Annotated in this window: 11 protein-coding genes; all 11 read right to left on the reverse strand. The window is 66.4% G+C overall.

Translation table 11 applies throughout. The features are described from left to right. Positions 1-26 precede the first annotated feature (26 nt). Positions 27-1862, reverse strand: a complete 1836-nt coding sequence (locus tag MF6396_RS15895) for a S9 family peptidase (RefSeq protein ID WP_078480865.1) — start codon at positions 1860-1862, stop codon at positions 27-29. Beyond that, positions 1828-2988: a pyrroloquinoline quinone biosynthesis protein PqqE gene (gene pqqE / locus MF6396_RS15900; protein ID WP_043863691.1), complete on the reverse strand. Its 1161-nt coding sequence runs from the start codon at positions 2986-2988 to the stop codon at positions 1828-1830. The genes MF6396_RS15895 and pqqE overlap by 35 nt, the downstream gene beginning before the upstream one ends. After that, positions 2960-3235 carry a pyrroloquinoline quinone biosynthesis peptide chaperone PqqD gene (gene pqqD / locus MF6396_RS15905; protein WP_043863692.1) on the reverse strand — a complete coding sequence of 92 codons (276 nt, stop codon included), beginning with the start codon at positions 3233-3235 and terminating at the stop codon, positions 2960-2962. The genes pqqE and pqqD overlap by 29 nt, the downstream gene beginning before the upstream one ends. Further along, positions 3232-3987, reverse strand: coding sequence for a pyrroloquinoline-quinone synthase PqqC (gene pqqC / locus MF6396_RS15910; protein WP_054915971.1), 756 nt, complete (start codon positions 3985-3987; stop codon positions 3232-3234). The genes pqqD and pqqC overlap by 4 nt, the downstream gene beginning before the upstream one ends. A gap of 8 nt (positions 3988-3995) precedes the next feature. After that, on the reverse strand, positions 3996-4907 hold the full coding sequence (pqqB, locus tag MF6396_RS15915; protein WP_078480867.1) for a pyrroloquinoline quinone biosynthesis protein PqqB: 912 nt from the start codon (positions 4905-4907) through the stop codon (positions 3996-3998). A 67-nt stretch (positions 4908-4974) separates the two neighbouring features. Then, the gene (gene pqqA / locus MF6396_RS15920) at positions 4975-5046 is read right to left on the reverse strand and encodes a pyrroloquinoline quinone precursor peptide PqqA (RefSeq protein WP_008365141.1); all 72 of its coding nucleotides are present in this window, start codon (positions 5044-5046) and stop codon (positions 4975-4977) included. 120 nt (positions 5047-5166) lie between these two features. Beyond that, the gene (gene pqqF / locus MF6396_RS15925; protein ID WP_078480868.1) at positions 5167-7503 is read right to left on the reverse strand and encodes a pyrroloquinoline quinone biosynthesis protein PqqF; all 2337 of its coding nucleotides are present in this window, start codon (positions 7501-7503) and stop codon (positions 5167-5169) included. A gap of 42 nt (positions 7504-7545) precedes the next feature. Beyond that, entirely contained in the window at positions 7546-8346 is an 801-nt protein-coding gene (locus tag MF6396_RS15930; RefSeq protein ID WP_078480869.1) for a carbon-nitrogen hydrolase family protein, read from the reverse strand. A 12-nt stretch (positions 8347-8358) separates the two neighbouring features. Then, positions 8359-10041 carry a flavin monoamine oxidase family protein gene (locus MF6396_RS15935; protein ID WP_043863697.1) on the reverse strand — a complete coding sequence of 561 codons (1683 nt, stop codon included), beginning with the start codon at positions 10039-10041 and terminating at the stop codon, positions 8359-8361. Between the two features lie 247 nt (positions 10042-10288). Then, positions 10289-10747, reverse strand: coding sequence for an Lrp/AsnC family transcriptional regulator (locus tag MF6396_RS15940; protein ID WP_054915967.1), 459 nt, complete (start codon positions 10745-10747; stop codon positions 10289-10291). Between the two features lie 77 nt (positions 10748-10824). Then, the gene (gene panB, locus MF6396_RS15945; RefSeq protein WP_078480870.1) at positions 10825-11646 is read right to left on the reverse strand and encodes a 3-methyl-2-oxobutanoate hydroxymethyltransferase; all 822 of its coding nucleotides are present in this window, start codon (positions 11644-11646) and stop codon (positions 10825-10827) included. Positions 11647-11702 lie beyond the last annotated feature (56 nt).

The following is an 11702-nucleotide window of genomic DNA, read 5'->3' on the forward strand; positions in this document are numbered from 1 at the left end:
GGGACATTCGCCAGCAAGGCTGGCTCCTACAATGGCAATGGCCGTGACAGAACCTCCCGGTAGAACTTCCACTCTTCTTCCAGCGCATGCGCCAGGTTCGCTGCCGTCCGGAACCCGTGCCGCTCGGTCGGGTAGAAATGCCCTTCGGCACGCACCCCGTTGGCCTTCAGCGCCGCCAGCATCGAACGGGTCTGCTCCGGTACCACCACCGCATCCAGTTCGCCCTGGAAGAAAATCACCGGCACCTTGATCTGCGCGGCATGCAGCAGTGGCGTGCGCGCCTGATAACGCTGCACATCCTGCTGCGGGTCGCCGATCAGCCAGTCCAGGTAATCGCCTTCGAACTTGTGCGTGGCGCGCGTCAGCGCCAGCGGGTCGCTGACCCCGTACAGGCTCGCCCCGCCACGGAACACATTCTGGAACGCCAGCGCACACAGCGTGGTGTAGCCCCCGGCGCTGCCCCCGCGGATGAACGCCTGCGTCGGGTCGATCAACCCTTGCCCTGCCAGGAAGTCGACCACCGCGCAGGCATCCTGCACGTCCACTTCGCCCCAGCGCAGGTGCAGGGCCTGGCGATAGGCGCGGCCATAGCCGCTGCTGCCACGGTAGTTGAGGTCGGCCACGGCAAAGCCGCGCTGGGTCCAGTACTGGATGCGCGGGTCGAGCACCGGGAAGCACGCCGAGGTCGGTCCGCCATGCACGAACACCACCAGCGGCGGCGCCTCGACACCATTCATGGCCGGGTAGAAGAAGGCGTGCGCCTGGGCATCGCCGCTGGGGTAGGTGATGCTGCGCGGCTGGCTGACCTGTTCGCTGGGCAAGGGCATCGCACCGCCGGCCAGCACCTGAACGGCATGGCTGTGGCGGTCGATGGCGATGACGGCGGGCGTGCTGACGGCAGAGGCGGCGATGGCATACAGGTACCGGTCGTCGATCTCCAGGCAGCGAAAGCGGGTGTAGACGTCACTGAAGTCTTCCAGGGTGCCATCGGCATGATGCACGCCCAGGCGGCTGAAGCCGCCCTCGAACCAGCTCGCCAGATACCCGCCGCCGTCCAGGGGCAGCCAGGTGCTGGCGCCCAGTTGCCACGGTGCGCCGGCATGGTCGGCGCGCTCGGCCGGCAGTGCTGCCCAGCCCTGCGGGGTTTCGCCCCAGGGTTGCCAGTAGCCGTCACGATCCGACAGGCAGTACAGGCGACCGTCGGCATCGAAGCGCGGCTGCTGCAGCGATTCCGGTTGCGCCTCGCTGCCGGCGATGCAGCGCGGCGCTTCCCAGGTGTGTGCATCGCGGCGTTCGGCGCACAGCAGGCGGGTGGCAGTCCAGGGTTGGTGCGGGCGGCTCCATTCGATCCAGGCCAGGCGCTGGCCGTCGGCGCTGAGGGTGGGAGCGGCATAGAAGTCGGCGCCTTCGGCCAGTACCGTGCGGGTGCCGGCGGCGATCGATACCAGCCGGTGCACATCGGCGTCTTCTTCAACCGCCAGCACCTGGCCGGCGCCCCAGCGCAGGTCACCGTAGCGGCACTGGCCGTGGGTCAGCGGCTGCGGCTGCCCGCCGCCGAGCCCCTGGCTGTAGAGCTGCTGGTCGGCTTCGTTGACGAACACCAGCCCGTCGTCGCTCAGGCAGAAACCGCCGCCGCCATACTCGTAGACGCGGCTGCGCACGCTGAAGCCGTCGGGGGTCAGGCAGCGGGCCTGGCCGTCACGCCACTGCCAGATGCGGCAACCGCCGTCCTGGGGGCGAAACTCGTTCCAGAACAGCCCCAGCGGGCTGCGCTTGAGTTCGGCGTAGTCGGTGCCGGCGGCAACCGCCTGTTGTGCGCTGAAACGCTCAGCCGCGGGCGATGAGACGGGAGTTTCGATCATTGCGGAAGGTCATCTGGTCGATGGTCTGGGTGGCGGTTTCGGCCTCCTCCCGAGCAGCGAGGATGATCCCGTGGTCCGCCGATTTGGCGCAAACCGGGTCGGCATTGCTGGCGTCGCCGGTCAGCATGAAGGCCTGGCAGCGGCAGCCGCCGAAGTCCTTTTCTTTCTCGTCGCAGGAGCGGCACGGCTCGGGCATCCAGTCGTAACCGCGAAAACGATTGAAGCCGAACGAGTCATACCATATGTGCTGCATGCTGTGTTCGCGCACGTTGGGGAATTGTACCGGCAACTGGCGTGCGCCATGGCACGGCAGTGCGGTGCCGTCCGGGGTGACGGTGAGGAAGATGCTGCCCCAGCCGTTCATGCAGCCCTTGGGCCGTTCTTCATAGTAGTCGGGGGTGACGAAGATCAGCTTGCACGGGTTGCCCGCAGCCTGCAGCTTCTCGCGGTATTCGTTGGTGATGCGTTCGGCGCGCTCCAGCTGCGCGCGGGTGGGCAGCAGGCCGGCGCGGTTGAGCTTGGCCCAGCCGTAGAACTGGCACGTGGCGAGCTCGACGAAGTCGGCTTCCAGGGCGATGCACAGCTCGATGATGCGGTCGATCTTGTCGATGTTGTGCCGGTGGGTGACGAAGTTCAGCACCATCGGGTAGCCGTGGGCCTTGACCGCGCGGGCCATCTCCAGCTTCTGCGCGAAGGCTTTCTTCGAGCCGGCCAGCAGGTTGTTGACCTGTTCGTCGCTGGCCTGGAAGCTGATCTGGATGTGGTCCAGCCCGGCGCGCTTGAAGTCGGCGATCTTCTGTTCGGTCAGGCCGATGCCGGAGGTGATCAGGTTGGTGTAGTAGCCCAGGCGGCGCCCCTCGCCGATCAGCTCGGCCAGGTCCTGGCGCACCAGTGGCTCGCCGCCGGAAAAGCCCAGCTGCGCGGCGCCCATTTCACGCGCCTCGGCCATCACCTTGAACCACTGCTCGGTGCTCAGCTCCTTGCCCTGCTCGGCGAAGTCCAGCGGGTTGGAGCAGTACGGGCATTGCAGCGGGCAGCGGTAGGTCAGTTCGGCCAGCAGCCACAGCGGCAGGCCGACTGCGGGCTTGGCCGGTACCTCACTCAAGGACGATCCAGTGTTGCTCACGGGCGACCTCCATGAATTGCTCGATGTCGTCACCGAGTTCGGGTACACCGGGGAATTGAACGTCCAGCTCGGCAATGATCGCGGCCACATCGCGCTTGCCGTCGATCAGCCCGCCGATCAGCGCGGCGCTTTCGTTGAGCTTGATCATGCCTTCGGGGTAGAGCAGCACATGGCCCTTCTGCGCCGGTTCGTACTGGAAGCGGTAGCCGGGGCGCCAGTGCGGCGTCTTCGAACGGTCGAAACTCATAAGGTGATCCCCTTGTGCCACACCCGCTCGCTGGTGACGCTGTGGTAGGGCGGGCGGTTCAGTTCATAGGCCATGCTCATGGCGTCGAGCATGCTCCACAGAATATCGAGCTTGAACTGAAGAATCTCCAGCATGCGTTGTTGACCCTGCACCGTGGTGTAGTGCTGCAGGGTGATGCTCAGGCCATGCTCCACATCGCGCCGGGCCTGGCCCAGGCGGGTGCGGAAGTACTCGTAGCCGGCCGGGTCGATCCAGGGATAGTGCTGTGGCCAGCTGTCCAGGCGTGACTGGTGGATCTGCGGTGCGAACAGTTCGGTCAGCGAGCTGCTGGCCGCTTCCTGCCAGCTGGCACGGCGGGCGAAGTTGACGTAGGCGTCGACCGCGAAGCGCACGCCGGGCAGCACCAGCTCCTGCGAGCGTAGCTGGTCGGGGTCCAGGCCCACGGCCTGGCCCAGGCGCAGCCAGGCTTCGATGCCGCCGTCTTCGCCGGGGGCGCCGTCGTGGTCGAGCAGGCGCTGGATCCACTCACGGCGGATCTCGCGGTCCGGGCAGTTGGCCAGGATCGCCGCATCCTTCATCGGGATGTTGACCTGGTAGTAGAAGCGGTTGGCGACCCAGCCCTGGATCTGCTCGCGGCTGGCGCGGCCTTCATACATGGCCACGTGGTAGGGGTGATGGATGTGGTAGTAGGCGCCCTTGGCGCGCAAGGCCTGCTCGAACGCGGCGGGGGAAAGCGGTACGGCTTCGCTCATGGGGGCTCCTACAGCTCGATGCTCATGCCGTCGAAGGCCACTTCGACGTTGCGGCGGGCCAGTTCGGCGCGCTCGGCGGAGTCTTCATCGAGAATCGGGTTGGTGTTGTTGATGTGGATAAGTACCTTGCGCTGGTCGGGGAAGCCTTCGAGTACCTCGAGCATGCCGCCGGGGCCATTCTGTGCCAGGTGACCCATCTCGCGGCCCGTGCGGGTACCGACACCGCGGCGCTGCATCTCATCATCCTCCCACAGCGTGCCGTCGACCAGCAGGCAATCGGCGTCGTGCATCAGTTGCAGCAGCTTGTCGTCGAACTGGCCAAGGCCCGGGGCGTAGAACAGCTTGCCGCCGGTGCGCAGGTCTTCGACCATCAGCCCCAGGTTGTCGCCCGGGTGCGGGTCGAAGCGGTGCGGCGAGTAGGGCGGCGCGGCGCTGCGCAGCGGGAACGGGGTAAAGCGCAGGTTCGGGCACGCCTGGATCACGAAGCTGCCTTCGAGCTCGATGCGGTTCCACTGCAGGCCACCGTTCCAGTGGCTGAGCATGGTGAACAGAGGGAAGCCGGTGCTCAGGTCCTGGTGGACCATGTCGGTGCACCACACCTGGTGCGGGCAACCTTCGCGCAGGCTGAGCAGGCCGGTGGTGTGGTCGATCTGGCTGTCGAGCAGGATGATCGCGTTGATCCCGGTGTCGCGCAGGGCGCGGGCCGGCTGCATGGGGGCGAAGCCTTGCAGCTGCGCGCGGATGTCCGGCGAGGCGTTGCACAGCACCCAGTGCACCCCGTCGTCGGACAGTGCGATCGAGGACTGGGTGCGTGCGCTGGCGCGCAAGGTGCCGTCGCGAAAGCCCTTGCAGTTGTCGCAGTTGCAGTTCCACTGCGGGAAACCGCCGCCGGCGGCGGAACCTAGAATCTGGATGTACATGGCCACTCCTGCTGCGTCCAAAAATGAAAACGCCCCGGCTGACCGAGGCGTTGTACCGCAAGCAGACTCAGCGACTTGCGAAATACATGGTCACTTCAAAGCCAATACGCAGGTCAGTGTAAGCAGGTTTGGTCCACATGGGAGTACTCCTTCCGGATAGGTCTGGGGGCGGGTGGCTACATATTTAGGCCCCCCTTTGAAACAAGGGGTTACAACGGCCCGGGTAGCGCCATCTTACTAAAATTAATGGACAGTTTGGTTAAACCTGCGAGAAAGGCTGTTGCGTTGCCGGTAACAATCCGCCCTGTGCGGCGCTGGCCAGGTACAGGGCGTTGTCGAACAGGTGCCGGGCGGCGTGTTCGAGCTGCTGTGCGGTGACCGCCAGCAGCTGCTGTCGCAGCGTGTCCAGGCTGGGGGTGTCGCTGCCGGCCAGCCGGGCCTGCCAGGCCCATTCGGCGACGTCGGCATTGCCCATGTCCGGTTCGTGGAACTGCGCCGCCAGGGCCTGACGCGCCTCGGCATCATCGGTGAGGTCATGGGTGAAGCCTGCGACCACGCAGCGCATGTGCTCGAGGATCTGTGCCGGGTCGGCCTTGGGCGACTGCACGCCCAGCAGCAGGCCGGTATGGCCCTGCACCTGGCGCAATGCGCTGAACACTGCATAGCCCAGTTGCAGCTCCACCCGCAGGCGCTGGTAGAAGGGCCCTTGCAGTCGATGCGCCAGCAGCCGGTACACCGCCTCGCTGCCGGGCGGGGCGGGGCAGAACACCAGCAGTGCGTGCTCGCCTTCGGGCAGCGGCACATGCTGCCAGGGCCCTGTGGCATCGCCGGTGATCGGCTCGGCCATGCCCGGCTGTCCCTGTACCTGGGCCAGCAGCGCATTCAGCGCCGGCTGCACCGCTTCGGTGAAGCCGCAGGTCATGCCCTGCCAGCGGGCATGCTGCCAGAGCGCATCCAGCTCGGGCTGGGCGATCAGGCAGGTCGGCAATGGCCCCGGGTCACGCCCGACGATATAGCCCGGCAACTGCTTTAGCAGCAGGCGGATCGGGATCAGCGCCGGCTCGGTGCCTGAGCCTGCGCTCCAGTCCTGGGCGGCAGGCAGGCGCAGCAGCGCCAATGCCTGCTCGACGACTGCGACCACGGCGGGCGGTGACCCGGCGCAGCGCAGTTGCCAGAGGTGCTCGCACTCGCTCCATTGCAGCTCCACCGAGGCGCGGGTGGCGCGCTCGACCAGTGGGCGCAGGGCACCTTCGAGTACGCGCCACAGCCGCGCGCGCAACGCCGAGCGCACCTGCCAGCGCAGGTAGATCACGCCGTACTGCCGCACGGCCGGCAGCGCCGGGCTGTGGATAACCCCGGCGGGTGTCGGCGTAGCGGGTGCATCGCTGAACCCGACGGCCAGCAAGGGCTCGGCAGGTGGCAGTCGCCAGGGCTGGCGGGCTTGCTCGGTGAAGGGTTCGAGCAGGCCTTGCAGTGCCGCCAGGCCCTGGGCGTCGAGTGCACTGAATGGCTGGCCGCTGCTGTCGCGGCGCGCCAGTTCCAGGGCGCCGGCGGCCAGCGCGCGTGACTGCTGGATACGTGCATATTCGCTGTTCAGCGCCGTCAGGTCGGCATCGCGCAAGAAGCTCAGCCAGTCCCGGAACAGGTCTTCGACCTGGTCGGCAGGTGCCGCGTCATTGAGCTTGAAGCGTGCGTGCAGCAGTGCCTGTGCGGCGAACTGATGCAATGCCGAAAAACTGAAATCCTCCAGCCAGCGCCGTTCGCGCAAAGCGGCCAGCAGCCCGCCCGGGCGGGTGTCCGAAAGCCAGGTGTCGAGAAAGGCGATCGCCTGGGCAGCGCCGGCGGGCAGCCGTTCATAGCCGAGCAGCACATCCCGTTGCCCGGGCAGCTGTTCAACCCGCGCAGCGCGAAGCTGCAGCGCCGGTGCCGGGCCTTGTTCGATGGGCTGCCCGGGTGCGAAGACGGCGCCGTACTGCATGGCCAGGGCTTCAAGGGTGGCCAGCGGCTGTGGGCCGACCAGGCTCAAGGTCATCTGCCCGGCCTGGTAGTAGCGTTGGTGAAAGGCTTGCAGGGCGCTCTGGAAGGCCGCGTCGGGTACCGGCAGGCTGTAGCGGTTGCCAGCGTGAAAACCGCTCAGCGGATGCTGCGCCGACACGCTCTGCAGCAGTGCGTGCTGACGCTGCGCTTCGGGGTTGCGCGCCCAGGCAATGAACTCGGCATGGATCACTTCGCGCTCGCGCAGCTGTTGCGCACGGTCGGCCTGGGGGTTGGCGAGCATTTCACACAAGCGCTCGATGCCCCCCTCGAAGGCGGCAGCCGGCACTTCGAAGAAGAAGTCGGTGGTGCGCTCCCGCGTGCTGGCATTGACCTGGCCGCCCTGGCGCTGCACGTAGCGCATCAGGGCGTCGTCGATGGCAAAGCGCGGGTTGCCGAGAAAGAACAGGTGTTCGAGAAAGTGCGCCAGCCCCGGCCAGGCGTTGGGAGCATCGTGGCTGCCGGCGCGAACCCGCACTGCCGCTGCACAGCGCTTGAGCCGCGGTGCATGGCGCAGGGTGACGTGCAGGCCGTTGGGCAGGGTGAGGTGGGCGCAGGACATGACGGCTCCGGTAACGTGCGAACCGTCATGCTAGCGGATAAATCAGTGCTTGCGCGGGCCGCCGTGGAGTTCCACACGCAGGTCGTGCAGGTACGGTGTGCTGGCGCGGCCTTCGTGCACCCGTTGCAGCTCGAGGTCGGCCACCAGCAGCGTGGGCTCATGCCCGGCCGTGGCCAGCAGGCTGCCGTCCGGGCCGATGATGCTGCTTTGGCCGCAATAGTGGATCTGCTCCTCGGCGCCGCAGTAGTTGGCATACACCAGGTAGCACTGGTTCTCCTGGGCGCGTACGCGCACGGTGAACTGGCAGATGAAATCGTAGGGCCGCATGTTGGCTGTCGGCACCACGATCAGCTCGGCCCCGGCCAGGGCCAGGCGGCGGGCGTTTTCCGGGAACTCGATGTCGTAGCAGATCAACAGGCCCAGCTGCCAGCCATTGAGCGTGACCACCGGGAAATGGTCGGGGCCGGGGCTGAACATGGCGCGGTCCAGCCCGCCGAACAGGTGGGTCTTGCGGTAGTTGGCCAGGCTGCTGCCGTGGGCGTCGATCAACTGCACGCTGTTGTACACCTGGCCGTCCTCGCCAAGCTCGGGGTAGCCGTAGACGATGGCGATGCGGTTGGCCTGGGCAATTTCCACCACGGCCATGGCCGATGCGCCGTCCTGCGGCTCGGCCAGGCGTGCGACCGCTTCGCTGCCGATGTTGTAGCCGCTGAGGAACATCTCGGGGCACACCAGCAGTTCGGCGCCGCGTGCCGCCGCCAGCTGCGCCTGCTGGTGCAGGCGCTCGAGGTTGCCGGCCACGTCCATCGGGTGGGGCTGGCCCTGGTACAGGGCTATGCGCATGGGTCTCTCCTTTCAGTCGGCCAGGGCGATCGGGCCGATCTCGTTGAATACATCGCCAGGGCCGGGGTTGTCGGCGTGGGTGCGGCCACCGAAGTGGTTCATGATGCCCCATACCGCGTTGAGCGAAGTCTGCACCGCGCCTTCGACCCAGGCCGGGGTCCAGGAGACGTCGTCGCCTGCGATGAAGATGCCGCGCTGCTCGGCAGGCAGGTCCTGCTGCATGAAGTGCGCGTACATGCGCTGATTGTAACGATAATGGCCGGGCAGGGCGCCCTTGAACGCCCCCAGGAAATGCGGGTCGGCTTCCCACGACACGGTGATCGGGTCGCCGATGATGTGCCCGGCGATATCGACCTTGGGGTAGATCTTCTTCAGGGCGTCCAGCGCCAGTTTCACGCGTTTTTCCACCGGGTGCGGCAGCATCTTGAGCGCATCGCTCATCCACGAGTACGACAGGCAGATCACCCCCGGCCTGTCGTCGCCGTTGTCGAACAGGTAGGTGCCGCGGGTGAGGCGGTCGGTGAGGGTCATGCTCATCAGGTCGCGGCCGGTCTGCGGGTCCTTGTCCTTCCAGAACGGGCGGTCGACCATCACGAAGGTCTTGGACGACTGCATGTAGCGGGTGCGGTCCAGGGCCATCCACATCTTCTGCGAGAACAGCGACTCCTCGCACTCGATCTGGGTGGTCAGCAGCCAGCTCTGACAGGTGGTGAGCACCGCGGCGTAATGGCGGGTGACGCCCCAGGTGTCGGTAACGGCCAGGCGCCCATCGTCGGCGCGGGCGATGCTTTTCACCCCTGAATGTGGCGTGCCACGGTGCAACGAGCTGAGGCTGGTGCCTTGCGGCCAGTGGGCGCAGCGTTGCGGCACATGCCGCCAGATGCCCAGGGGCACCTGCTCGACACCGCCCACCACCAGGTGCTGGTGATCGTCGCAGTTGGTCATCACCACGCGGAAGATCTCGAGCATCGAGTTGGGGAAGTCGGAGTCCCAGCCGCCGGTGCCAAAGCCCACCTGGCCGAACACTTCGCGGTGCAGGAAGCTGAGCTTGGCGAAGGCCTTGGAGGTGGCGACGAAGTCGTAGAAGGTGCGGTCGTCCCACAGCGGCACCAGGGTGTTCCACAGTGCCTTCAGGCGCGGCACGTCGCGATCGCGGATTGCCTGCTGGATGTCGCCGAAGCGTGCGCCATCCTCCAGCGCATCGGCCCAGGCATCGGCCACTTCCTGGAACAGTGCCGGCAGGTCGCTGAGTTTTTCGGCGTAGTGGGTCTGGCCCTCGAGGTCGATCACCGTGCTGCCGGAGGCGGGGGTCAGCGGGTTGGGGAAGGGTCTGGTCTCCAGGCCCAGCTTGTCGACGTAGTGATAGAAGGCCGTGGAAGACACCGGGAAGCGCATGCCACCCAGCTCGGCGACGATGCCTTCGGCGCCGGAGAAGGTCTGCGAGCGCAGGCGCCCGCCCATTTTCGACGCCTCGTACACCACCGGCTTGAGGCCCAGCTTCATCAGCTCGTAGGCGGCCACCAGGCCGGCGATGCCGGCACCGACGATGGCCACCTCCTCACCGTGGCGCTCGGCGGGAATGCTGCCCAGGCCGGCCGGGTGCTCGATCCAGTCGTCGAAGGCGAAGGGGAAGTCCGGGCCGAAGATGGTGACCGGTTTTTTGCCGTCGGCGGGGTGGCGATTGTTCTTGTTCATGGGAGACCTTGCCAGGGCTGCGCGGGGAGCGGAGCTTGAGTATAGGAAATGCTGGCGGTCATTCTACGAGGGGAGGGTGTTGGTTATTAAGATGCAGAGTGTCGTCGTTTTGTGGTGATTTTTGTCATTGTGACGGGATGCTTGAGCAGAGTGATGCCTTCGCCGGCAAGGCCGGCTCCTACAGGTTTGCGAGCACCGTTAGCATGCTTGCCAGCGAAGGGCCCTATCTGTTCCCTGCTAACCCGTGTCAAACCGGTTGGCCGCGGTCCACCTTGCTGCTGAGGATGATCGAGGTGGTGGTTTTCTCCACGCCCTCGACACTGCCGATCTGGTCGAGCAACTGGTCCAGTTGTTCGGGCGAATCGCTGCGCAGCCACGCCACATAGTCGAACTCGCCACTGACCGCACACAACTGCTGGATCTGCCCCATGGCGCTCAGGCGGCGTACCACCTCCTTGCCCGAGCGGGGGCGCACGGTGATGCCCACATAGGCCTGCAGGCCGCCGTCGATCACGCGCTGGCCAAGGCGCACGCCGTAACCGCTGATGACGTTGGTTTTCTCCAGGCGCGCCAGGCGCGAGGTCACGGTGGTGCGGGCAATGCCCAGTTGCCGGGCAAGCATGGCCACGCTTTCGCGGGCATTGATCTGCAGGGCGGCGATCAGTTGACGGTCGATTTCATCGAGGGCGACAGGGCGGGTGGGCATGGACAGGGATCGTTTCTTTTGCTTGGGAAGTGGGCCGATTAAGGCAGCTAATCGACCCACTGTCCACGCTGGTGCTATCAGGGCGCGGCCTTGAAGCAGTGCTCCAGCCCCGGGAACTCGCCGCTGCGCACCTCGCGGGCGTAGTGCTCCAGTGCGTGTTCGATCTGCGGTTGCAGCTCGGCATAGCGTTTGACGAAGCGCGGCTGGTACTCGCCGAACAGGCCCAGCAGGTCCTCGGTCACCAGCACCTGCCCATCGCACGCAGGGGATGCGCCAATGCCGATGGTGGGGATGTGCAACGCTTCGCTCAGGCTGCGGGCCAGCGGCTCGGCGATGCCCTCGAGCACCACCGAGAACGCCCCCGCCGCCTGCATGGCCAAGGCATCGTCGCGCACCTTGGTTGCGCTTTGTTCATCCCGCCCCTGGGCCTTGAAGCCGCCCATGCTGTTGACCTGCTGCGGCATCAGGCCCACGTGCGCCATCACCGGAATGCCACGGCGCACCAGAAATTCGACGGTGTGGGCCATTTCGGCGCCACCTTCGAGCTTGATGCCCTGTGCACCGGTTTCGCGCAGCACCCGGGCGGCGCTGACAAATGCCTGCTCCGGCGAGGCCTGATAGCAGCCGAACGGCAGGTCGACCACCACGCAGGCGCGCTCTGCCCCGCGCATCACCGCCTGGCCATGGGCAATCATCATGTCCAGGGTCACGCCCAGGGTGCTGGGCATGCCGTACAGCACCATGCCCACCGAATCGCCGACGATGATCAGGTCGGCATGGGCATCCACCCAGCGGGCCATGGGCAGGCTGTAGGCGGTCAGCACCACCAGGCTGCCGGCGCCCTTGCGCTGCTGGATGGCGGGAATGGTCAGGCGGTTTTGACGTACATGGGTGCTCATCGACAAGTCTCCGATCAGGTTGTGCAACGGGTCGCGGCGCAGGCTACCATCGGCAC

This window comes from Pseudomonas sp. MF6396 (assembly GCF_002018915.1).
In the GTDB taxonomy this organism is placed as follows: domain Bacteria; phylum Pseudomonadota; class Gammaproteobacteria; order Pseudomonadales; family Pseudomonadaceae; genus Aquipseudomonas; species Aquipseudomonas palmensis.

What these genes read in the sequence shown, in the direction of transcription:
- MF6396_RS15895 (WP_078480865.1), bottom strand. Translation starts at nt 1,862, where the DNA reads ATGATCGAAACTCCCGTCTCATCGCCCGCGGCTGAGCGTTTCAGCGCA.
- pqqD (WP_043863692.1), bottom strand. Translation starts at nt 3,235, where the DNA reads ATGAGTTTCGACCGTTCGAAGACGCCGCACTGGCGCCCCGGCTACCGC.
- pqqC (WP_054915971.1), bottom strand. Translation starts at nt 3,987, where the DNA reads ATGAGCGAAGCCGTACCGCTTTCCCCCGCCGCGTTCGAGCAGGCCTTG.
- pqqB (WP_078480867.1), bottom strand. Translation starts at nt 4,907, where the DNA reads ATGTACATCCAGATTCTAGGTTCCGCCGCCGGCGGCGGTTTCCCGCAG.
- pqqF (WP_078480868.1), bottom strand. Translation starts at nt 7,503, where the DNA reads ATGTCCTGCGCCCACCTCACCCTGCCCAACGGCCTGCACGTCACCCTG.
- MF6396_RS15930 (WP_078480869.1), bottom strand. Translation starts at nt 8,346, where the DNA reads ATGCGCATAGCCCTGTACCAGGGCCAGCCCCACCCGATGGACGTGGCC.
- MF6396_RS15935 (WP_043863697.1), bottom strand. Translation starts at nt 10,041, where the DNA reads ATGAACAAGAACAATCGCCACCCCGCCGACGGCAAAAAACCGGTCACC.
- MF6396_RS15940 (WP_054915967.1), bottom strand. Translation starts at nt 10,747, where the DNA reads ATGCCCACCCGCCCTGTCGCCCTCGATGAAATCGACCGTCAACTGATC.
- panB (WP_078480870.1), bottom strand. Translation starts at nt 11,646, where the DNA reads ATGAGCACCCATGTACGTCAAAACCGCCTGACCATTCCCGCCATCCAG.